Genomic DNA, 21861 nt, shown 5'->3' on the forward strand with positions numbered 1-21861 from the left:
TTAAGCCTCTCCTTTTTCTTGTGCTTGCTTGGATTCATTTCCAAAATAATCAACGGTTTTTACTGTATAGTCAACATCGTCATTTTCAATGAGATAAGATTTTCTCTCTTGCTGAGATACACTAGCTACATACGTTTCTTTTCCGTTTTCACTTACTTCATATATCCGGTAGCCTGCAATGTAGTCATCACGAACGGCATACCATGATAATAGATTTCCTTGTATGGCTAGTTCCGTAGGCTCGGTAGGAATTCCTTCGCTATCTGTATCCTCAACTAGTGAAGTATAGACAACTAGGCGTTCATCGTGATTGCCTGTTTGACGGTCAAATGTGCCCGTACACGTAATTAAATTGAGTTGCTTGTCATCTGTTGAACCAAAAATCTCTGTTAGAGGTGCATCATCATACGGATAACTTTCAATTTTATCAACCGTAAATTCTAATTCTTCCCCATCTTCATCGGTCACGAAAATGGATTGATCTTCTTCTAAATCACCTAAATAAAAGAACACTGCGGGGCCATTGTTGTCATCGACGTGTCCTGCTAAAACAGCATTTCCACGACCACCAGGTTTTGTTCCTGGTTCATACCAACCAACATCGGTTCCGTTATCGGGGACACCCATTTGTCCATTCTCGAGCAAACCTACTTCAGTAATTGGCGCTGCAACATCGAGTGCGGGAATTCTTAATTCAGAAGGAAACAGTTCGCTTTGTTTGTTTAGCTCAGCATATGCGGTATCCAATGTCTCCTGGTCGATCGAAAATTCCTCCGCAATGGTTTGTTCCGCTTCAATTTCAACAGGAGGCTCAATTTCATCTTGGGCTGTGGGTTGTTGGGAGGAGGATGGTTCTTCTGCAGACGTACTGCATCCAATGAGCGTTAAAAGCGAAAGGAAGAGTACAGCCAGTGGTCTTATTTGCACAACAGATCTACCTCCTTTGGAATGATAAAAAAGTGCCATCGACGGACACTCTCCGTGAGTAATGTCTCAGCTAACTTAAGCTTTTGCAAGACCCTGCAGGAGTGACCGTCTGATGCACTTCATGTCGCATTGAACGATTGACTACTGAATAGATCAATCAATGCGTTGTTTTTCTTACGCGTTTGTGCGGAATTTACGTACGCCGAAATATCCAGCGAAAGTTACTGTGGCACCAGCAAGAATCCATGCCATCCATTGAAGAGAGATACCTTGTTGACTTCCTCCCATACCAGTTTGTGGCATGTCAGGCATTGCTGCTTCCTCTTCAAACATTTCTGGATTTTGCTCGACAATCGCACCAGCTAAACCTGAACCAATATCGAATGTGAAGGCATATCCTTCTCTAAACGTTTCGAATGAACCAGTATAGTCGCCTTCCATGTAACGATCAAATGTTGTAAACACTTGGTCTTCGTGTACGTTCACAAGTTCAGTAGCGTCAGCAGCTGGCAAAATGCCCTCTGTTGCTGTGTCTAAGAACATTCCAAACTCATCAGCAAATGTACTTAATTTACTTTTTGCAGCGTCTTTCGCTTCATTATCTTCATTTTTAACAGCATTGACATATTCACTTTGTGCTAAGATGTGATTGCCTTGCCAAATCTGCTCAAATTGTTCTCCGCCTTCTTCACCGTATACAGAGGCAATGGTTGCTTTTAAGTCAGCTGTATTTTCATCTTCTGCCCAGCTAACAAAATCAAAGTCTTCGCTATCTTTGAATTCTTTTGACATAGATAGTGTTGCTAAAGCAAAGTGTTCGGCAACAAGGTTGCTTAGGTCTGATCTTAAGTTACCAGCATCTGTTAGAGGCGTTGTTCCTTCAAACATATCTGGATTTTGCTCAACGATTGCATTTGATAGAGCGGCACTAATATCAAACATATGTGAAAGTCCTTCACGATACGTCATGTAAGCTGTCTCATAGTCGCCATCTACATAAGCATTAAAGGCATCTTCTACTTGTTGTTCATGGATATCTAGTACTTCAATTGCAGCGTCGCTTGGAAGAGCACCTTCTGTTGCACCTTCAAGAAATTCTCCAAACTCTACGTAGAAGGCATCAAGCATATCAGATGCTTCTTCTTGTGCTTCCATGTCTTCATCTTTTACAGCTTGAACGTAGTCAGCTGTGTACTCATTATGTCCAGAGAAGATACGGTCAAATTCTTCTGCACCTTCATCGCCATAAAGTGATGCAATGGCCGGTTTCATATCTTCAGCATTTTGCATAAGTGCTTCTTGTGCAGCTTCTGCACCTTCATCGCCATCATATTGTTTTTGCATAGATAGAACAGCTAATGCAAAGTGTTCTGATAAAAGGTGATCGAGTGTTCCTCTAAGTTCAACTGCTGGAGTCGTTACTTGCGACATACCTTCTTGTGCTTGAGCGCCTTGAATAAATGATGGTGCAATTAGTGAAGCACCTAATACTGGAATTAATGCTTTTCTCATTTTCATTTTGAAACACTCCTTTGTGTTTTGATTTCACTAAGCTAACGCAAAGGATGTCAGAATGGATCACTTTTTATAAAAGTTTTTTTAAAAACATTTATGGTGGAGCAAGAGGATTGATTTAGAGAGGGCGGTGATATACGTGATAAAGAATGTGTAAGAGCGTCTATCACAAAGAAAAAGAACCGCACTCAATGAGCGCAGTTCTTTGTGTCGTACAGCAATGTGTTTAAAGTTCTTCCAATAACACAATCTCGCCTTCTGGTGTTTCACTTGTTTCGTCAGGTTCAATCGTAATCGCAATGGTGTCGAAGCCCATTGATGGGTCGATGTCGAATGTAGACATGCCACTTCCGTCTTCAGCAGGTGTGAATGTACCCGCTCGGTATGGGTCGCCGTCTTTTAACAACCATACTTGATATACTTGCGTATCTTCCGTTTGTGATAGTTGGTCTGCTTCAACGATTAACTGTTGGTATTGATCTTTATTTACAAAAGAGGCCGTCGCTTCAAATGGAATGGTTTCTGCAGCTGGCTGTAAACTTAACCGTTGCACAAGTGAATCTACAGAAATGCCAGGTTCCACAACCGTATCTCCTGGACCGCTTAATTGGTTGACGGTATAGATATTTCCAATTAGCGAAAGAAATAAGGCGGCTGCCATTGTAGGAATGAGCCAATTTCTGTTTTTCTTACGTTTTGGTAATTCTTGTTTTTCTTTTATAGTGACAACAGTTTTATCTTGTTCATCAGTAGATGGAGAATCTACCGGTGCTTTTTCAGCAAACGCAGCTGCAAGAACTCGGTCTTTCATTGCTGAAGGAGGTTCAACTGGATCAACATCAAACCCTAAGTCATCCGTAAGCTCTTTGATTTCATTTAATTCTTCTTGGCATGTCGAACAAGTTTCTAGATGCGCTTCAAATTCTTTTCGTTCCGTGTCGGTCAATTGTCCGTTAATGTAGTCAATTAAATGGTCACAACGTTCACTCATGAATGATCCCTCCATTCTGTTCAATGTCTTGGATTGTTTCTTTTAGATGTTTTAATGCAAGTCGAATCCTTCCTTTAACCGTACCTAAGGGTAGGTCGCACGAATCAGCAATCTTTTGCTGCGACAAGCCTTGATAATAAAATAAGGTGATGACCTTTTGTTGTTCCGGTTTTAACTGGCTAATCGCTCTTCTAACAACAGCCCTTTTTTCTTTCCATTCCACCTGATCTTCTACGCTCGGATCAGGGTCTTCCGTCATTTCTTTTGTAGCAATTTCAGAAGCGGTTTCCCGTTTCTTACGAATATGGTCAATAACGGTGTTTCGTGTCATCGTTAACAGCCAGCTAGAAAATTTCCCTTTTGTTTCATCATAAGAACTTTTTTGTGTCCACACTTTTATAAAGACTTCTTGAACAATTTCTTCGGCCAATTGTTTCTCTTCCGTCATCTTAAAGGTGAAAGAAAAGAGCAGCTTACTGTATTTATCATACATTTGTTCGAGCGCCTCTTTTTCTCCACCCCTGAGCTTTTTATAGAGCTCTACATCATGTTCGGGCATCATAATCTCCTTTTTAACCTGATCTCGATTTATGGACATAAAAAATCGGAATAATAGCTCTCTGCTGATTTTACATGTATTTGTCGAGAAAAGCCAAATAAAAAGGTAAGTGGTTCGCTCTCTTACTAAACGTATCAAACGTTCGTTTGGATCACTTTTTTTTAAAAGATGTTTGAAAATAGTAGGAAGTGGGAAAGAGAATTAATTATCCTACTAGGGATTGGACCATGATTCCTTGCGTTGCTTCTCACGATATGATTAGATGGCAAATAAGGACATTTCGATTGAGGTGAGGAAAGAAATGAACGGTTCAAATAACGAAACGAGTTGGAATTTAACTAATAGTTATGAACAATTACCGAAAGTTTTTTATAGTAAACAATCATTTAATGAAGTGCCAAACCCAGAAGTTGTTATGTTAAATGATCCCTTAGCAGAGCGTTTAGTAATGCCTTTGGATTTTCTAAAAACAAAAGAAGGTCATGAACTGCTAGCAGGGAATCAGTTGCAGGATGGACGAGAAGGACTGGCGCAAGCTTATGCAGGTCATCAATTCGGACATTTTACGATGCTTGGCGATGGGAGAGCGCTTCTTTTAGGTGAACACGTAACGCCACAAGGAGAGCGTGTGGACATTCAATTAAAAGGGTCAGGACGAACGGTGTTTTCACGTGGTGGTGATGGAAGAGCCGCACTTGGTCCAATGCTTAGAGAATATATTATGAGTGAAGGCATGCATGGGTTAGGTATTCCCACTACAAGAAGCCTAGCTGTTATAAAAACAGGCCAATATGTGAGGCGAGAGGAACGTTTACCTGGTGCTGTTTTAACACGTATTGCAAAAAGTCACATTCGCGTTGGGACGTTTCAATTTGCAGCAGCACGAGGAGAAGTAGATGATCTTAAAGCTTTAGCAGATTATGCAATTGAGCGCCACGAACCAGATGCGAAGGAGGATCAGAACAAATATCTGTCGTTCCTTTATCGAGTGATCGAAAAACAAGCACAATTAATCGCGCAGTGGCAGCTCATTGGTTTTGTTCATGGTGTCATGAATACAGATAACATGGCAATTAGTGGTGAAACAATTGATTACGGTCCGTGTGCGTTTTTAGATACGTATGATCCATCTGCGGTATTTAGTTCGATCGACACGCAAGGACGCTATGCATATGGCAATCAACCATATAGTGCGAACTGGAATGTAGCACGATTTGCTGAAGCACTCTTACCTTTGCTGTCAGAAGAGCAAGAGCAAGCTGTAGCGCTAGCCCAACGAGCGATTGAGGCATTTACGCCGCTTTATAAACAGTACTGGCTAGAAGGAATGAGAAAAAAATTAGGATTGTTACAAGAGGGAGAAGAGGACGAAACGTTTGTTAACCAACTCCTTGCTATTATGAGCGAGTATAAACTTGACTACACGAATACATTTAGACAGTTAAGTACTGGAGAGAGGCTAGCTTCAACTGTAGAAGACGATGTAGACTATCAAGAGTGGAAGAAAGAGTGGCAGCGACGTTTGGACGAACAACCCTTTAAGCGAGAAGAAGCGGTACAAACCATGTTAGCAACGAACCCTTATGTTATTCCAAGAAATGAACATATGGAGCGCGTGCTTAACGCTGCCGTAGAAAAAAATGATGACACCTTGCTGAAGAAATTTTTGTCTGCGCTGAGCAATCCATTTACAGAAACAGATGAAGGAAAAGAATTTACAACCGTTTCAACAAGCGTAAAACCTTACATCACGTATTGCGGCACATAACGTATTGTTGTGTGTCGCTTTTTATGAAATGTCAATCGTCCCATCCTAGTCCAGTGTGCAGGCATTCATACGATAGCAATCACGATCAAATTAATGATAAGAAGCAAACAGAGTCCACCATAAAAAAACGAACGTTTTAAACCGAGATAATGACATTTAATCGCTTTAGGAATGAATGCAAGTATGAGGGTTCCATGTAAAAGTAGGCTTATCACGCTGGCATAAGAGTAGGGTTGACTTAAATTTTGGGTAATGAGAAATAAGACGATGACCATCACCAAGAAAGGAATCCAGGCTAAAACCTCTATACGCCACCATTGCTCGCTTTTTGATTTTGTTTTCACATACATAACAAACCTCCTCTTAGAAAACCGTATAGTTTCTACATACACAGAATAGACGTATGTAAAACATGGTTTAGAAAAAAAGTAGTCATTTCATAAATGGAAAGGGTGTATGCGAATGCACATTGCACTACATATCGGTTATTTTATCGTACTAGTCTTGTCGTGTTTTTTGTCTTTTTTCGTCTTATTTGGTGCAGGTTTTGCAGGAGAGTTTGGTATTACGCTATCGACAGTTTTTAACGTTTTAGGGTTTAGTGTAATATGGGTCGTTGGTTATATGACGTTTTTGTTTACAAAAGACCGCTCCATTCAATATGTTAGTTTACTGTGTGTGGTTGTGGCAATTCCAACGTGGTTGTTTTTAGCGCCTTAATAAAGGAGGATAAAAATGGATGTGATCAACCGTAGTTTATTATGCGTAACAGGCGTAGGGGTCGTATTTGCTTTGTTCATGTCAACGCTTTTTTTTACGCCTTTACTCATCACCGTGCCTCTTTTAGGAGGTTGGCTAGCACTCGTCTACACGTATAAGAAAGAAACGTACCGCAATCTGTATGTGATTTGGGTTCTGTCGGCATGTATTTTAGTAGTGACAGTTTTTTTAGCGGTTACGTTTAGCCTAATATTGATGAATGGATAAGCGTAAAAAATAGAGAATGGTGACTGGTTATTAGAGGTTTCGTCGACCGAGAAGGAGATTCCCGTTTCAAATGGAATATGCTTGATAGAAGCATATGTTAAAGGGGTGATGTGGGTCGTGAACGTTCAATTAACCTACGAAGCACAGCAAAGTTTGGAAGGGTATTTACAGGTGAAAACAATGCTGGTGGAGGAGACTGAAGCTGATTGGGTGTTTCAAACGGAATACCTTAAACAGTATCGCATTCGTAAATTAGATGGAGCCGCTTATTGCCAAGGTCGTCTGGTTGTATTATTGTCACTAAATGTTGATGAAACGAAATGGTCTCAGTTAATTCTATCCCTGTTAAAACGCTATCCGCACGGTGTGGAATATTTGAAAGATGATACCCATGCGATATATTTTTCGATTTATCAAAAAATAAAGAAGAAACGATTTCAAAAAACGATTCAATATAGTAAAGCAACTGGTGCCATTCGTGTTCTACAAGGGGATCATTTGAAGCTCGCAAACGTTCAAGTAGGCTGAATGGTAAACAAAAAAGGATTTTGATCATCTATGTAGAAACCCTATGTATGAGAGGAGGATGACTGCACCCATTCTCTTCTTTTGTTTATTTTAATCATTCATCCTTCTGTATAAATAAGCAAATGTTCCGTATATATGCTTGAAAAATGGTATACTTTTACGTAAATTCATCTAGCGAAAGTAGGAGAGTGCCATTTTTTATTTATATTTAAGTTTGATCTTACTCTATATCGCAAGTGAATTTGTTAACCATATAAGCATTCAAAGTGCAATGGGCGTTTTGGCGCTTATCATCATTAGCATTAACTTCTTTAAAGTGAAACGTCTGTATTTTTGGGCGGGTACAGCTTTTTTTATTGTAGGGCTTGTTTGCACGTTTCTTTACGTGCCGACTGAAAGACCATTCTTATCACTATTCGGTTCAATGACAAGTTTATTAGCACTGCTGTTTGTATTGCCATATATGAGCACGATTATTGCGGTTGGTAAATATGATCGAGCCCTTGGTCAAATGATTCGCAAACCTCCACAGTTAACAATGGTTCGGCTTTACCGACGTACCTCGATGATGACGTACATGTTGACGTTGTTTTTGAATGTGGCAACGGTACCAGTCGTAGTATCTACTGTAAAAGCACAAGTTTCGCAATTAAAAGATGCATTTATTCAACGATTTTTTGCACATAGCATATTGAGAGCGTATGGACTTGTCTTACTATGGAGTCCTACTGAAGTCCTTGTCGCTTCAACGATTGATATGACAGGCACAAGCTATTTGCTTTTATTTCCAACACTATTTGCGATTAGTGTTTTATTTATTTCACTAGATTGGTTTATACATAATCGACAATTAAAGCAGGTTGATTTGAAGGCTGCTGTTGAAGTGACCCATAACCCGGTACAACTAAGAAAGAAACTATTGGAGCTAGGTTTTGCGATTACTTGTTTTATCGTGTTGCTTTTAAGTCTAAATGCGTTCATACCACAGTCATTCTTGTTTTCAGTCACTGTGCTCATTATTCCATTTACGTTTATGTGGGCTTTCTTTATTAAAAAAGGAAAACGTTTTTTAATTTTAAGTACAGCTTATGTGAAAGGAAATACAACGCAGCTACATGGCTTATTCTTTTTATTTTTAGCAGCCGGTTTTTTTGTGGAAGTGTTTCCATATACGACATTATTTGGCCATATGGACACATTTTTCTCCTATGTCTATGAGAGCGCACCGATTCTTTTGTTCTATTTATTAATTGCGGTATGTATTTTTAGCTTTGCTTTAATTGGCTTTCATCCATTAATCTCAATTGCGATCTTTTCCCCTTTTTTAGCCGATGCAATGATTGCTCATCCTTATGGGGTCAGTGTATTATTAATCGGTGTAGGGTTAAGTACGGTTATGATTGGTCCGTTTAACATTACACCAACAATTTTAGCGATGCAGCTTCAAGCGAACCCATACGCCATTATTCAAAAGAATTTAGTGTTTGCATTTAGTTATTTACTATTTATTGTAGGTGTCGCAACGATGTTTAGTTTAATTTTATAAAACATCATCAGAACTGTTATTGAGTTATGAAGTCAATGAAAGAAATGAAATTTTGAAAGAGAGTAGAGAAAGCGATGATTGTAAAAGTTGCCAGCGCCGTCCTTGTAATTGTTGCGATCTTACTTGTAGCCCAGTCTGACTGGGTCACGGAATTAAGAATAGGTGAGACAGGGGAAGCAAGTGAGTTGTTTCAACAATCTCTTCCCTTTTTACTGTTGTTGTCGTTGGTCTTATTAATTGTACAAAGTATATTAACTGTTGTTCCATTGGCTCTAATTTTAATCTTTAATTACATATTACTAGGTTTTTGGTCAGGTTACGCGTGGAGTCTTGGCACAAGTTTATTTGCTAGCGTGCTTGCATTCTATCTTTATCGCTATTGGTTGCAACAGTTGTTTCAACAGAAGATACGAAAAGATTGGGTACAGGCTATTGAACGGAATGGATTTTGGGTTGTACTAACAAGCCGGCTTATCCCTGTCATGCCGTCTAGTTTAATCAATTTAGCAGCAGGAAGTAGTCAAATCACACTGACAAGTTTCTTTTTATCAACGTTGATTGGAAATAGTCTTTATTTACTTGCACTATTCTTATTAATGGAGGGGTTTATCGCTGGTGGAATGGAGTGGCTCCTGTTACCTGGCGTTGGAATCTTGTTTTTAGCAATTTTTCTAAAGAAAAAATTGACCAAACCAGTGAATGATTAAGGGATGAATGAAGGAGATAGGAGCAACATATGATGGAAATTCGACAGCTACAAAAAAATGAAGATGTGCCTTACGATCTTTTACTACTAGCAGACCCTAATCAAGCGCTCGTTGATGCATATTTGAATCAAGGTAATTGCTATGTTCTTGAAATAAACAAGCAAATCGTAGGGTGTTATGTGTTGCTAAAGACGCGCCCGCAGACGATCGAAATTATTAATATTGCTGTTACGAAACAGATGCATGGACGAGGTTACGGAAAGGCGTTACTCGCTCATGCGATAGAAAAAAGTAAAGAAGCTGGTTATCAAACGATTGAAATTGGGACATCAAATTCAAGCATTAACCAACTAGCGTTTTATCAAAAATACGGGTTTCGAATGGACTACATTGATCGTGGATTCTTTTTACGACACTATGATGAAGAAATCTGGGAAGATGGTATACAAGCATTGGATATGGTGCGACTGTCGATGCATTTTTCGTAAATAAGGTTTAAAGAGAATCGAAGGCAGGTATTAAGGAGTAGTAGAGAGTGAGAAAGAAGGTTTTACAATGAACGTAAGGGAGATCGATCTATTCGAACGAGAGCTGACTACATTAAAGAACCAAAGACAAAACCCTCAACTCTATGCTTGTTTTCAAGACGAAATTGATAGTCAAATTGAATTAATCAAGGAAGCGATTCGTTCCTATAAAAAAAGATAAAATAAGCCGACGCTCTATCGGCTTATTTGCTATGTACATGACTAGGATTGTTTACGGAATCCTTTGACAGTGGAGATGAGCATCACGATAAACAATAGACTTAACACGAGGCTTATAGGTGAGGTGACGTATCCGAGGAAGAAGTCACCAATGTCATGATGAGCCGTAATCATAGCAGCTCGAAAAGACTGATCGATTAATGGTCCAAGAACAATACCTAAAACGAGGGGAGCCAAAGGAAAGCCGAATAAGCGCAAGATGAACCCCAATACACCGAAACCAATCATCCAATATACATCAATCATTGTATTATTAATGGAATAGGCACCGACAACAATTAATACAAGAATGATGGGCATTAAAACTCCTTTTGGTATGGAGATGACTTTTTTAAACAAATGGATGCCGCTCATCCCAAAGAGTAATAAAAAAAGGTTGGCTAAAAATAATGAACCGCAAATGACCCAAAAAAGGTCAGGCGAATTGACAATGAGTAATGGACCAGGGTCCAGTCCATGAACAATGAGTGCCCCGATTATTACAGCCGTAACGGCGTCACCTGGTATTCCTAAGGTTAACATCGGCACAAAAGCACCACCGATTGCAGCATTATTCGCTGTTTCGGGAGCAATAACCCCTTCATATGCCCCTTCACCAAACGGACGACTTGGTTTTTTTGTACTTCGTTTTGCATGATCGTATCCAAGTAAGGCAGCAATCTCTCCTCCTACACCAGGTAAGACACCAGCTAATGCCCCAATGACCGATGTACGAAGCGTTAATGGCAAAAATTTTATTAACATAGCAAGTGGCGGGATGATTTTGCCCACAACACTATCTTTATGGCTTTGCGCTTTTTGTGAGAGCTGAAAAAGCACTTCTGCAAAACCAAACAAGCCTAAGATCGCAATGATAACGTTAATACCACTTTGCAACTCGAGCACACCAAAGGTTAATCGCGGTGCTGCCGAAATCATATCAAGGCCAATTAAACCAATGACAACGCCGAAACACGCAAGAAACATCGATTTAATAAAAGCGCCACTGCTCATCGTGCCGACTAATAGTAAGCCAAGTAATGCTAAAAGCAAGTAATCGCGATGAGCAAAAAATAAAGCGATATCGGATAAAACAGGTGTAGCAAAAACAAGGAGAAGAAGACCGACCATGCCTCCAACAATCGATAAAATAGTAGAAAGTCCAATTGCTAAGCCGGCTTCCCCTTTTTGAGCGAGAGGGTACCCGTCAAAAGATGTGGCAATCTGAGCGGGCCCACCAGGCATATTTAATAAAATCGCAGGTCTAGCGCCACCATAGACGCCGCCTACATAGACACCAACGATCAGTGCCAGAGCAGAAAGCGTGTCCCACGAGTAGGTTAACGATAGCAATAATACGGTCGCCATTGTCACCGAAAGACCAGGAATCGCACCGACATAGATGCCTGCGAACGTCCCTAACGCTACGAGAAGAAGCAATTGGTAGTCTAATAATGGCATAAGAAATTGTTCCATAACGCTCCTCATTTCTAAACGAATTCATGTTAAGGGAATACAATTTGAAAAATAGTTTGAAAAATAAACACGATGACAACAACAAGTATGACGGCTAATAAAATACTTTTCCAAAAGGAGAGCGTCCGAAAAAATAAAAAACTAGTGAGTAAAAAAAATAAAGTTATGAGACTAAAAGGAAAGACAGGAATAAGAGCGACGTAAACAACAACGAGAAAAAGAAAGCCCAAAAAATGAAAACGATGTTCAATTTTGTGGGTTGCTTTTTCAGAAGTCCGGAACTGCTGATACGCTAGTATACAAGAGAATAAAATCATGAAAAAAGACAGGACGAGAGGGAGGAAACGTCCTGAGGATAAAAATTCATCATAAACAGGAATCCTTAATGCTTGGGTAACAAAGATGACACTAATTGTAATCAAGCCAATATAAAAATAAAAAGCAGGGGACTTAATCAATGGGTTTCGTCCTTTCTCGTGAAAGTTAAAAGTTAGGAACAGGAATATCATAGTTTTCTGGATGTTCTGCAAAACCGGATTGATAGAGAAACCAGTTAGTGCGTGATTCCCATTCAGCCTGATAATCAAGTGCCTCTGATCCTGTTAATCCTAAGGGAATCATACGATTGTTCTCTAAAAATTGTTGAAAATCAGCGTCTTCGAAAGCGTACTCAAAACTTTCGACTAATGTATCAATAACAGGCTCAGGTGTCCCTTTTGTCACATAAGCTCCGTAATAAGCGCCCCATGGGAGATAATCTAGGTATTCAGGTGCCACTTCACCAAGTGCTGGCCATTCACCAAATTCTTCAAGACGTGTGTCGTTTACAATTCCAAGAACCCGAACTTCTTCTGCAACAATGTAGTTGTAAGCAGATGGGAGGGAGACAATGGATGCATGAATTTGTTTCCCCATTAACCCAGTAATGGAGGCGCCCTCTCCTTTATAGGGAACCATGGCAAAATCAAGGCCGAGCATGCTCGAGACAACACCAGATGTGCCCACTGGCCCAGTTGTTGCCATCAAAGTATCGCCAGGGTGATCTTCCGCATGGGTAAGGAACTGATCCAGCGTTTCAAACCGAGAGTCAGGATGAACAATAATTACAGGGACGGTTCTTGCAAAAAGCATCAACGGTTCAAAATCATGGTAACTTAAGTCGGAAATGCCTGTTGTTCGATATAAGTTTGGATTCTCAGCACCAAATAAAATTTTGTAGCCATTAGCCGGGTCGGTATAAACATCGTGAGTGGCAATCGAGCCAGCACCACCTTCAACGTTTTGTAAAATAATTGTTTCATCAAGAACCGGTTCAGTATATTGACTGACGACCCGAGCAATTGAGTCCGCGCCGCCACCAGGTCCAAAAGGAATAACACCTGTTATGGAACGGGTTGGATAATCATGACCAAGTTCGCCCGATGTTGCAGAAGTACATGACGAAAGAAAAAGGCAGCTGGAAACAAATAAAAGTAAACGTTTCTTCATTGGTTAATCAACTCCAAATCATTTAGAAAGCGGTTTCAAAAAGTTCCGTTTAGTGGAACTTGAATCTTGTTTAATGGAAATATAACTGAATTGTAGCAAACCTTAATTCGCTTGTCATTCTTTTTTAAAAATTATGCAAAAATTATTTAAATGAATCAATTTTATAAGAACTAGTTTTTCGAGACGTTGTTGGCAGGAAGAAATAGATGGATAGAAGTGGACTCGTTATTTAAGAAAGAAGGAAGTGGTTGACAAACCTTTAGTGGTATCGATACTATTTTAAGTGAATATCTTGTATACTAGTATAAAATAAATATAAAGCGTATACAAAAGGAGGAGTAACAATGAAACATCAATTTTCATTAGCTCATTTGACAGCATTAGAGTGTGCGCCACCAGAACTGACTTATTTAGCGGCACAAGCTGGTTATGATTTTGTAAGCATACGTCCTATTTATATGGGACTTCCAAACGAACCGAATTACGATTTAGCAAACAACAAGGCTATGTTTAAAGAAACAAAGCAGGCATTAGAAACTACTGGGTTAAAGGTGTTTGATATTGAATTAGCTCGTATTAATGATGAGATTAATCCAACAATGTACGAACCAGCTTTTGAGGTTGCAGCAGAATTAGGAGCAAAGCACGTACTTAGCAGTATCTGGACCGATCATACAGAACGTGGTCGTGAAAAATTCGCTAAACTATGCGACGTCGCAAAACCGTACGGCTTAACAATTAATTTAGAGTCCGTTCCAATTGCGTCAGTAAAAACATTAAAAGGTGCGGTACACGTATTGGAAGATGTTAATAAACCAAATGCAGGTCTAATGATTGACGCTCACCATTTTCATCGAGCACACGATCGACCAGAGGAAATTCAATCAATTCCAAAAGAATGGTTAAATTATTTTCATTTATGTGATGCACAAGGACAAATTCCTCAAGATCAGGCAGAAATGACAAGAATTTTACGCGAGGAAAGGCTTTACATTGGTGAAGGAGGATTGCCATTAACAGAAATGATCAGTTATCTACCAGATGATATCGTATTTTCTTTAGAAATGCCTCATTTACAGCGAACGAAAGAGTTAGGAACTTACGGTTATATAAAGCAGTGTCTAGAATCAGCGAGAGCATTTGTTGAACAGTGTAAAAAGAATCCCTTAACGACTTAACTTGTATACTAGTGTTTTAATGAAGTGTTGTGAAAGAACATTCGTATGACGAACTGGGTATGGTACACTCTTTTTAGCGACATGGTTTAATTAGCTGAAGTTAAAAAGGTGGTACGACTAGTAATGGAAAAACGTGATTCATTGCGAACCGTTCGACGAGCATTATCCATACTTGATTGTTTTTCAGTTCAGCAACAAGAACTTTCGTTAACTCAAATTGCCAATCAAATTGATTTGGCAAAATCAACGACGACACGGTTGTTGTCGAGTTTAGAAACGGAACGTTTAATCCATCGAGATGAACAAACAGGAAAATATAAGCTTGGAGTCAAACTCATATCTTTAGGGCAGATTGCAAAAGATTCGTATCCACTTAAAGATAGGGTGTCAAAGCTAATGGAAAAACTTCGTGATGAGACACTCGAAACGGTGAACTTGTATACACTTGATCAAGGAAAGCGAATATGTATTCATCAATTTGAAGGATACCAGCCACTTCGTCATGCGGTACGAATTGGTGAAATGTTGCCCATTTCTAGTGGAGCAGGTGGAAAGTTACTACTTGCTTACCAGCCCGAGCATATACAAGATAAAGTCCTGGCGGAGCTTGATCCTTCTATTTTAGAAGAGCGAATCAAAGAATTGGAGCAAATTAGAAAGACAGGAATAGCGGTTAGTAGAGAAGAACGAGAACTTGGATTAGCAGCAATTGCTGCTGCTGTATTTAATGAAGATGGTAGTGTGACTCACTGTATTTCATTATCAGGTCTTATGCAGCGATTTTCTGACGAAAAACTTTCTGATTATCAACAAATCCTAACGAATGCACTTAGACAAGTGAACGGTGAAAAAAAGCTTCATTAGCGTAAGCGTTTTCAATAATTGGTAAAAGCGGGTGACGTGTATGAGAACAGTGATTAAGAAAATGAAAGTAAATGAGATTGAACGTCCAATGGTTTGCACACCTCTTGTAGGAAGAACAAGTCATGCGCTTAAAGAGGAACTTCGAGCCATTGTTCAAAAGAAACCAGGGTTGATTGAGTGGCGGGTTGACTTTTTTGAGCAGTTGGATCAGACAAATGAAGTGATTGAAATAGGGAAATGGATAAAAGAACACGCTGATGGCATACCCATTTTGTTCACCAGACGCTCCATACGTGAAGGCGGGGAGACCATCTCTTTAACAGAAGCAGAAGTAACAGATTTGTATATGGAAATACTAAAAGCGGATGTCGTCGATGCAGTTGATGTTGAATTAAGTTGTCCTGCTGAAGCGAAACAGAGCATCATAAAGCTAGCAAAAGAAAAACAGGTCCAAACTGTGATGTCCTTTCATAACTTTAAAGAAACACCGAAGAAAAAAGAGCTTTTGTCTATTTTGGAACAAGCGCAAAAAGAAGGCGCTGATGTAGGCAAAATTGCATTAATGCCACAATCTCTCGAAGATGTCTTAACAGTTGCACAGGTAACAGAAGAAGCGAATCGTACATTAACAATTCCTATTATTACAATGTCCATGGGGCCAAAAGGAGCACTTTCACGATTAATGGGTGGTGCCTTCGGATCAGCTGTAAGTTTTGCAGTTGGTCAGTCTGCATCTGCACCAGGTCAAATTGAAATTGCTGAGGTAGAAAAAGTACTGAATGTTATTGAGGCTAGTCAACAATAAAGCGAGTTTGTAACAGGTGAAAACAAAAAAGAATCTTTATGGCGAATGAAAGAGCGGTCATAAAGATTCTTTTATTATGTCTAGAGCTCGTTTATCTACCCGCTAAACCTTCATGCTTTGATTGTTTATGATCCAAGTGATTTTGACCCCACGTATGCATCGCATTTAAAATAGGTTCTAACGTTTTGCCATAAGTGCTTATCGTGTATTCCACTTTTGGTGGGATTTGCGGGTATATGTGGCGTTCAATAATTTCCTCTTCCTCTAGTTCCCTTAATTGTTGCGTCAAGACTTTAGGGGTAATACTAGGGATGGCGCGTTGGAATTCACCAAAACGAGTCGTACCATTCGCTAACAAGTGCAGTAAAATAAGTAGTTTCCACTTGCCGACGATAATATCCAATGCCTGACTTACTTGGCATTGATCGGGTACGATCTTCATAATCTTCACTCCTTTAGTATACTTTTGTATACCATCTATCTTTAAGGTACGTACTATTAAATGTGTTCATCATAAGGCAAAATATAAGAAGATACAATGATTGTGACTTAAAGGTTTTTAGGAGGGATTCGGATGAATCGAATGAAGAAAGAAAATGGGTTAGAATTTGGAATTTATACATTAGGAGACCACCTTCCTAATCCACATACAGGAAAACGAATTTCGGCGCAGGAACGTGTCCACGAAATTATCGAATTTGCGAAGCTGGCAGATGAAGCCGGTCTAGATTTTTTTAGTGTTGGAGAAAGCCACCAACCATTCTTTGCCACTCAAGCACATGCGGTTGTTTTATCTGCTATTGCACAAGCGACCAAGAACATTAAGATTGGGAGTTCCTCTACCATTATTAGTACGTCAGACCCTGTTCGCGTCTATGAAGACTTTTCAACGATTGATTTAATTTCTAATGGTCGTGCAGAAATCATTGCGGGACGTGCCTCTCGTGTTGGATTATATGAATTACTTGGATATGATTTACGAAATTATGAGGAATTATTTGAAGAAAAATTTGATTTGCTAAGAAAAATAAATGAAGAGGAGCGTGTAAATTGGTCAGGTGAGTTTCGTGCCCCTTTAAGAGATGCAGAAGTACTCCCTCGACCAGTGGAAGGGCATATGCCGATTTGGCGTGCGGTAGGAGGAACACCAGCAAGTGCAATAAAAGCTGGAATAGCTGGCGTGCCAATGTTCTTAGCTCATTTGGCAGGGCCGACGGAAGCGTTTAAACGGTCCATCGATGCCTACCGAGGAGCGCTAACAGAAAGTGGATATGACCCAGCTGATTTTCCGATTGCAACGGCAGGGCTCTTCTATGCGGCTGACACAACGCAAGCGGCGCAACAAGCGTATTACCCTTGTGTAAACGAAGGGATTAAATTAACAAATGGATCTGGTTTCTCAAAACGAGCATTTGCGCAAGGGGAAGACGTACGTGATGTGTTAAATGTCGGGAGCCCACAGCAAATCATTGAGAAAATACTTTATCAATACGAGCTATTTGGGCATCAGCGTTACATTGCGCAATTAGACTTTGGCGGTGTGCCGTTTGATGAGTTAAAGAAAAATATAGAATTAATCGCTACAGAAATTCTTCCAGCGATTCGAAAATATACGAAGGAGGATGTAAAGTGAACGTAGTCGTCTTATCTGGCTCCATTGTTGGTTCAAAAACAAAAATGATGATGAATGAAGTTGTGAAGCAAATTAATGATTATGATGAACAGACGAACGTAACCGTGATCGATCTTGCGGAACAAGATGTACAATTTAGCGATGGTCGACAATTTTTTGAGTACGCGGGCGATACGGGTTATGTCGCACAAACAATCATGGATGCAGATGCGCTTATAATTGGTACACCTATTTTTCAAGCATCAATTCCGGGGACATTAAAGAATGTATTTGATCTTCTACCAGTGAACGCGTTTGAAAATAAGGTAGTAAGTATCGTTGTGACGGCAGGGAGTCCAAAGCATTATCTTGTTGCTGAACAGCAGCTAAAGCCTATATTAAACTACATGAAAGCTCAGCTCGTGCAGACATTTGTCTTCGCGGAAGAAAAAGATTTTCATCAGAAAAAAATTGTTAATGACGATGTGCTCTTTCGCGTTGGGCGATTAGTGGAAGATACTCATCTTTTAACAAAGACGTTTAAAGCGATACGAGAAGAAGCTGAGGACGCGTATGGATTTTAAAGAGGAGCTTGCTTCTTTCGCATAGAAAACGATACATCGGCAACTGCTTAGCGGTTGCCGATTTGCTTTTTTAGATAGGGTCATTTTTCCTCATATCCCCATGCTTGGAGAACCGTTCGGACAGCCTGTTCTAATTGTTCTTCAGGGATACTTGCAAAACCTAGAACGATACGGGGATAGTCCTGAGGATTGTTTTCAATAGCATATTGGGAAAGGGGATATACTTTTGTTTGAGCCTTTGCAGCAGCTTTCACAAGTTCTTCCTCACTCATCCCGTTTTTAACGACTACTACAATGTGTAAGCCAGAGCGTTCCCCAATAATCCGCAATTGATTTTCAAATGGTCTCATTAACGGTAAGACGATGTCGCGCTTTCGGCGATAAATTTTTCGCATCCGATTGACATGCTTTTCAAAATCACCCGATCGCATAAAAGAGGTAAGCACATGTTGATCAATACGGGAAACAGTTGAATGATAAAAGGAAAACATGTCGTGAAAACGAGGGACAAGTGTTTTCGGCAATACCATGAAGCTTAGTCGTGCAGACGGCATTAACGATTTTGAAAAACTGCCTACATAAATGACTTTGTGGTGTTGATCCATACTTTGTAAGGATGGAATGGTTTTTCCAGTATAGCGAAATTCACTATCGTAATCATCTTCAATGATAAACCGTTCTGGTTGAGCCTCTGCCCATTTTAATAATTGTTGTCGACGGTTAACGGATAAAACTGCCCCGTACGGAAAATGATGAGAGGGCGTTGTATACATCACATTTACAGGTGATTGAGTAATGGCTTGAACGTCAACTCCTTCGTCATCAACTTGAAACGGGTAATAATCATGGGGATGGTGATGTAGCAACTTTCGCATGAGTTGATAGCCTGGATCTTCAATCCCATAAATGCTGTCTTTTCCTAAAAGAAGAAACAGCTGCTGTAGCAACGTTTCCATACCTGCTCCAACAACGATTTGTTCCCACGTACAATGAACGCCACGAGAGTGATACAGATAATGGGCAATTTCTTTTCGAAATGCTTCATCCCCCATGGAATGACCTAAGAGCAACAACTCTTGATTGCTTTCATCGACCACTTGTCTAACATATTTGCGCCACTTCTCAAACGGGAAGTGACTTGTATCTATATGGGTAGGGTGAAAATTAAAGCGAATGTCTGGTTTTTTTTCTTGATTTTTAGTCGATAGTTGAGATGTGGTTGGCACGTAATCAAGCTGTTCATAAGCTTGAACAAAGAACCCTTTTCTCGGTAACACTTCCACATAACCTTCTGCAACGAGCTGGTTGTATGTCGCTTCTACTGTATTTTGACTGACTTTTAAAAAATCTGCTAGCTTGCGCTTTGAGGGAAGTTTCGTGCCAAAAGAAATACGTCCAGCGATAATGTCATTTTTTAAATGCGTGTAAAGTTGTTCATAGAGAGGGGACTGTGCCTCTCGATCTAAGTGAACCCATAATAAATCCATAACACCAATCCTTTTTTATTCTGAACCCATTATTTTTGTGAAAACTGACACTTACAATACAGTCAGTTTCTTTTTATACTATGAAATAAATCTGAAAAATGCAATCAAAAAGGAGTGGCGAAGATGGAAAGAATGTTAGGAACGGACCGAGTGAAGCAAGGAATGGCGCAAATGCAAAAAGGTGGCGTCATTATGGACGTTGTGAATGCAGAGCAAGCTAAAATTGCAGAAGAAGCAGGAGCAGTAGCTGTTATGGCGCTTGAGCGCGTGCCTTCAGATATTCGTGCGGCCGGTGGCGTAGCGCGAATGGCAGACCCAACGATTACAGAGGATGTTTTGAAAGCTGTCTCCATTCCTGTTATGGCAAAAGCAAGAATTGGCCACATTGTGGAAGCACGTGTTCTTGAAGCAATGGGTGTGGATTATATTGATGAGAGTGAAGTGTTAACACCAGCAGATGAAGTGTATCACTTAAACAAACGTGATTTCACGGTACCGTTTGTATGTGGAGCTCGTGACTTAGGTGAAGCGGCGCGCCGAATTGGTGAAGGAGCATCTATGATTCGTACAAAAGGTGAGCCTGGCACAGGGAACATTGTAGAGGCCGTTCGCCATATGCGTAAAATGCAAGCACAAGTGAAGCAAGTGATTCATATGTCAACGGACGAGCTTATGACAGAAGCGAAAAATATTGGCGCTCCTTACGAAATCTTATTGCAAATCAAAGAAGCAGGGAATTTCCCGGTCGTTAACTTTGCCGCTGGTGGCGTAGCAACACCTGCTGATGCAGCATTAATGATGGAGCTTGGTGCAGATGGTGTGTTTGTTGGATCAGGCATCTTTAAATCCGAATCACCAGAAAAATTTGCCCGTGCAATCGTGGAAGCAACCACGCATTACAAAGATTACGAACTTATCGCCAAACTTTCAAAGAATTTGGGTACAGCGATGAAAGGATTAGACATTTCCACAATTGCACCAGAAGAGCGTATGCAGGACCGAGGCTGGTAATAAAAGATGGTGACGATTGGTGTACTTGCTCTTCAAGGAGCGGTCAGTGAGCATATTAAGATGATTGAAGACAACGGAGCAAAAGGACTTACAATAAAGCGAACGGATCAGCTTGATGCGATTGATGGCTTGATTATCCCAGGCGGTGAGTCAACGACGATGCGCCGCCTCATTGATAAATATCATTTCTTTGAACCGTTAAAAGCATTTGGCCAAGCAGGGAAACCTGTTTTTGGAACGTGTGCGGGTATGATTCTTATGGCAGGCGCTTTAACGGACAAAAAAGAAGGCCACCTTGGGTTTATGAATATGGTCGTGGAACGAAATGCATTCGGCAGACAAAGAGAAAGTTTTGAAGCGCATTTGTCTGTGATGGGCATCCCAGAATATGTGGAAGCCATATTTATTCGCGCCCCGCTTGTGCAAGAAGTGGGAGAAGAGGTTGACGTTGTTAGTGTGTACGATGATGAAATCGTGGCTGTACGGCAAGGACCGTTTCTTGCCTGCTCGTTTCACCCGGAACTAACGGACGACCCAAGCATGCATCAGTTGTTTATCCAAATGGTAGAAGAATATGCCGAGTTGGAAGCCTAGTCGTATCAAGCTAGGCTTCTTTTTTATCGCTTACTTTTGGAAGAGATGCTTGAGCGAACGAATTGCATCCCTTCATCAATAAAGAACATAAGAACAAGTCCAATCATAATGAAACCAGCCGAGGCACTGCCATCAAAAAAGAAGATGCCAATAAGGATGAACAATAATCCAATATAGAAACCAGGATCAAACAATTTGCTTCTTTCATTGTTTGTTTGGCTCACGTAATCGACTGGTTCTACGACAGCAGGTATCGGTTCATCTTTTAACAAATAATCTGTTGTCACATCAAATAGTTCGCTCAGTCGGACAAGATTATCAAGGTCTGGCATTGATTGATTGTGTTCCCATTTCCAAACAGCCTGTCTCGTGACATGTAGTTGTTGCGCTAGCTCCTCTTGCGACATTTGCTGCTGTTGCCGCAGTTGTTTCATTTTTTCACCAAGTGTTGTCATATCGGTCACCTCTCTCTAAGGATAATCTTGTTG

Annotated in this window: 26 protein-coding genes; 15 read left to right on the forward strand and 11 right to left on the reverse strand. The window is 40.2% G+C overall.

Annotated features, from left to right (window positions below):
* The 4 genes from ABC361_RS05895 to ABC361_RS05910 form a co-directional block, all read right to left on the reverse strand.
* Positions 1 to 927, reverse strand: a complete 927-nt coding sequence (locus ABC361_RS05895; protein WP_413073136.1) for a class F sortase — start codon at positions 925 to 927, stop codon at positions 1 to 3.
* Positions 928 to 1101: 174 nt separating this feature from the next.
* A complete protein-coding gene (locus tag ABC361_RS05900) occupies positions 1102 to 2445 on the reverse strand; it encodes a copper amine oxidase (RefSeq protein ID WP_413073137.1) in 1344 nt (447 codons plus the stop codon).
* 223 nt (positions 2446 to 2668) lie between these two features.
* On the reverse strand, positions 2669 to 3433 hold the full coding sequence (locus ABC361_RS05905) for an anti-sigma factor (RefSeq protein WP_413073138.1): 765 nt from the start codon (positions 3431 to 3433) through the stop codon (positions 2669 to 2671).
* Positions 3426 to 3992, reverse strand: coding sequence for an RNA polymerase sigma factor (locus tag ABC361_RS05910; protein ID WP_413073139.1), 567 nt, complete (start codon positions 3990 to 3992; stop codon positions 3426 to 3428). The genes ABC361_RS05905 and ABC361_RS05910 overlap by 8 nt, the downstream gene beginning before the upstream one ends.
* Positions 3993 to 4293: 301 nt before the next feature.
* On the opposite strand from ABC361_RS05910, the gene ABC361_RS05915 reads away from it, so the two are divergent.
* Positions 4294 to 5760 (forward strand): protein adenylyltransferase SelO, encoded by a 1467-nt coding sequence (locus ABC361_RS05915; RefSeq protein ID WP_413073140.1) that lies wholly within the window; start codon positions 4294 to 4296, stop codon positions 5758 to 5760.
* A 65-nt stretch (positions 5761 to 5825) separates the two neighbouring features.
* Here the strand turns inward: ABC361_RS05915 and ABC361_RS05920 are convergent, their stop codons facing one another.
* Entirely contained in the window at positions 5826 to 6110 is a 285-nt protein-coding gene (locus ABC361_RS05920; RefSeq protein ID WP_413073141.1) for a hypothetical protein, read from the reverse strand.
* A gap of 112 nt (positions 6111 to 6222) precedes the next feature.
* On the opposite strand from ABC361_RS05920, the gene ABC361_RS05925 reads away from it, so the two are divergent.
* The 7 genes from ABC361_RS05925 to ABC361_RS05955 all read left to right on the forward strand — a co-directional run bounded on the left by ABC361_RS05925 (position 6223) and on the right by ABC361_RS05955 (position 10236).
* Positions 6223 to 6480: a hypothetical protein gene (locus ABC361_RS05925; RefSeq protein WP_413073142.1), complete on the forward strand. Its 258-nt coding sequence runs from the start codon at positions 6223 to 6225 to the stop codon at positions 6478 to 6480.
* Positions 6481 to 6495: 15 nt separating this feature from the next.
* The gene (locus ABC361_RS05930; RefSeq protein ID WP_413073143.1) at positions 6496 to 6747 is read left to right on the forward strand and encodes a hypothetical protein; all 252 of its coding nucleotides are present in this window, start codon (positions 6496 to 6498) and stop codon (positions 6745 to 6747) included.
* A 117-nt stretch (positions 6748 to 6864) separates the two neighbouring features.
* Positions 6865 to 7275 (forward strand): hypothetical protein, encoded by a 411-nt coding sequence (locus ABC361_RS05935; protein WP_413073144.1) that lies wholly within the window; start codon positions 6865 to 6867, stop codon positions 7273 to 7275.
* A gap of 271 nt (positions 7276 to 7546) precedes the next feature.
* Positions 7547 to 8821: a hypothetical protein gene (locus ABC361_RS05940; protein WP_413073145.1), complete on the forward strand. Its 1275-nt coding sequence runs from the start codon at positions 7547 to 7549 to the stop codon at positions 8819 to 8821.
* A gap of 74 nt (positions 8822 to 8895) precedes the next feature.
* Positions 8896 to 9528: a TVP38/TMEM64 family protein gene (locus ABC361_RS05945; RefSeq protein WP_413073146.1), complete on the forward strand. Its 633-nt coding sequence runs from the start codon at positions 8896 to 8898 to the stop codon at positions 9526 to 9528.
* 32 nt (positions 9529 to 9560) lie between these two features.
* Complete coding sequence (locus ABC361_RS05950; RefSeq protein ID WP_413075727.1) at positions 9561 to 10016, forward strand: GNAT family N-acetyltransferase; 456 nt, start codon at positions 9561 to 9563, stop codon at positions 10014 to 10016.
* Between the two features lie 67 nt (positions 10017 to 10083).
* Positions 10084 to 10236 (forward strand): hypothetical protein, encoded by a 153-nt coding sequence (locus ABC361_RS05955; protein ID WP_413073147.1) that lies wholly within the window; start codon positions 10084 to 10086, stop codon positions 10234 to 10236.
* A gap of 41 nt (positions 10237 to 10277) precedes the next feature.
* Here the strand turns inward: ABC361_RS05955 and ABC361_RS05960 are convergent, their stop codons facing one another.
* From ABC361_RS05960 to ABC361_RS05970, 3 genes are read right to left on the reverse strand one after another with little or no spacing between them, the layout of a single operon-like run.
* Positions 10278 to 11750 carry a tripartite tricarboxylate transporter permease gene (locus ABC361_RS05960; protein ID WP_413073148.1) on the reverse strand — a complete coding sequence of 491 codons (1473 nt, stop codon included), beginning with the start codon at positions 11748 to 11750 and terminating at the stop codon, positions 10278 to 10280.
* A 29-nt stretch (positions 11751 to 11779) separates the two neighbouring features.
* Entirely contained in the window at positions 11780 to 12259 is a 480-nt protein-coding gene (locus ABC361_RS05965; RefSeq protein ID WP_413073149.1) for a tripartite tricarboxylate transporter TctB family protein, read from the reverse strand.
* Positions 12234 to 13238 carry a Bug family tripartite tricarboxylate transporter substrate binding protein gene (locus ABC361_RS05970; RefSeq protein ID WP_413073150.1) on the reverse strand — a complete coding sequence of 335 codons (1005 nt, stop codon included), beginning with the start codon at positions 13236 to 13238 and terminating at the stop codon, positions 12234 to 12236. The genes ABC361_RS05965 and ABC361_RS05970 overlap by 26 nt, the downstream gene beginning before the upstream one ends.
* A gap of 344 nt (positions 13239 to 13582) precedes the next feature.
* Here ABC361_RS05970 and ABC361_RS05975 point away from each other — a divergent pair, with 344 nt between their 5' ends.
* From ABC361_RS05975 to aroD, 3 genes are all read left to right on the forward strand, one after another.
* Positions 13583 to 14416: a sugar phosphate isomerase/epimerase family protein gene (locus tag ABC361_RS05975; protein ID WP_413073151.1), complete on the forward strand. Its 834-nt coding sequence runs from the start codon at positions 13583 to 13585 to the stop codon at positions 14414 to 14416.
* 123 nt (positions 14417 to 14539) lie between these two features.
* A complete protein-coding gene (locus ABC361_RS05980) occupies positions 14540 to 15280 on the forward strand; it encodes an IclR family transcriptional regulator (protein ID WP_413073152.1) in 741 nt (246 codons plus the stop codon).
* A 40-nt stretch (positions 15281 to 15320) separates the two neighbouring features.
* Positions 15321 to 16085 carry a type I 3-dehydroquinate dehydratase gene (gene aroD, locus ABC361_RS05985; RefSeq protein ID WP_413073153.1) on the forward strand — a complete coding sequence of 255 codons (765 nt, stop codon included), beginning with the start codon at positions 15321 to 15323 and terminating at the stop codon, positions 16083 to 16085.
* Between the two features lie 91 nt (positions 16086 to 16176).
* Here aroD and ABC361_RS05990 read toward each other — a convergent pair whose 3' ends face one another.
* Positions 16177 to 16527 carry a winged helix-turn-helix transcriptional regulator gene (locus tag ABC361_RS05990; protein WP_413073154.1) on the reverse strand — a complete coding sequence of 117 codons (351 nt, stop codon included), beginning with the start codon at positions 16525 to 16527 and terminating at the stop codon, positions 16177 to 16179.
* Positions 16528 to 16659: 132 nt separating this feature from the next.
* Between ABC361_RS05990 and ABC361_RS05995 the strand changes: the two genes are divergently transcribed.
* Together ABC361_RS05995 and ABC361_RS06000 are read left to right on the forward strand one after the other, a co-directional pair.
* Complete coding sequence (locus tag ABC361_RS05995; RefSeq protein ID WP_413073155.1) at positions 16660 to 17718, forward strand: LLM class flavin-dependent oxidoreductase; 1059 nt, start codon at positions 16660 to 16662, stop codon at positions 17716 to 17718.
* Complete coding sequence (locus tag ABC361_RS06000) at positions 17715 to 18281, forward strand: NADPH-dependent FMN reductase (protein WP_413073156.1); 567 nt, start codon at positions 17715 to 17717, stop codon at positions 18279 to 18281. The genes ABC361_RS05995 and ABC361_RS06000 overlap by 4 nt, the downstream gene beginning before the upstream one ends.
* 80 nt (positions 18282 to 18361) lie before the next feature.
* Here ABC361_RS06000 and pdxR read toward each other — a convergent pair whose 3' ends face one another.
* On the reverse strand, positions 18362 to 19768 hold the full coding sequence (pdxR, locus tag ABC361_RS06005; protein ID WP_413073157.1) for a MocR-like pyridoxine biosynthesis transcription factor PdxR: 1407 nt from the start codon (positions 19766 to 19768) through the stop codon (positions 18362 to 18364).
* 123 nt (positions 19769 to 19891) lie between these two features.
* Between pdxR and pdxS the strand changes: the two genes are divergently transcribed.
* Complete coding sequence (gene pdxS, locus ABC361_RS06010; protein ID WP_413073158.1) at positions 19892 to 20779, forward strand: pyridoxal 5'-phosphate synthase lyase subunit PdxS; 888 nt, start codon at positions 19892 to 19894, stop codon at positions 20777 to 20779.
* Between the two features lie 6 nt (positions 20780 to 20785).
* Positions 20786 to 21373, forward strand: coding sequence for a pyridoxal 5'-phosphate synthase glutaminase subunit PdxT (pdxT, locus tag ABC361_RS06015; protein WP_413073159.1), 588 nt, complete (start codon positions 20786 to 20788; stop codon positions 21371 to 21373).
* A 23-nt stretch (positions 21374 to 21396) separates the two neighbouring features.
* Here pdxT and ABC361_RS06020 read toward each other — a convergent pair whose 3' ends face one another.
* Positions 21397 to 21828, reverse strand: a complete 432-nt coding sequence (locus ABC361_RS06020; protein WP_413073160.1) for a helix-turn-helix domain-containing protein — start codon at positions 21826 to 21828, stop codon at positions 21397 to 21399.
* Positions 21829 to 21861: the final 33 nt, after the last annotated feature.

The sequence above is a fragment of the Shouchella phoenicis genome (assembly GCF_047238345.1).
Taxonomy (GTDB): Bacteria; Bacillota; Bacilli; order Bacillales; family Bacillaceae_D; genus Shouchella.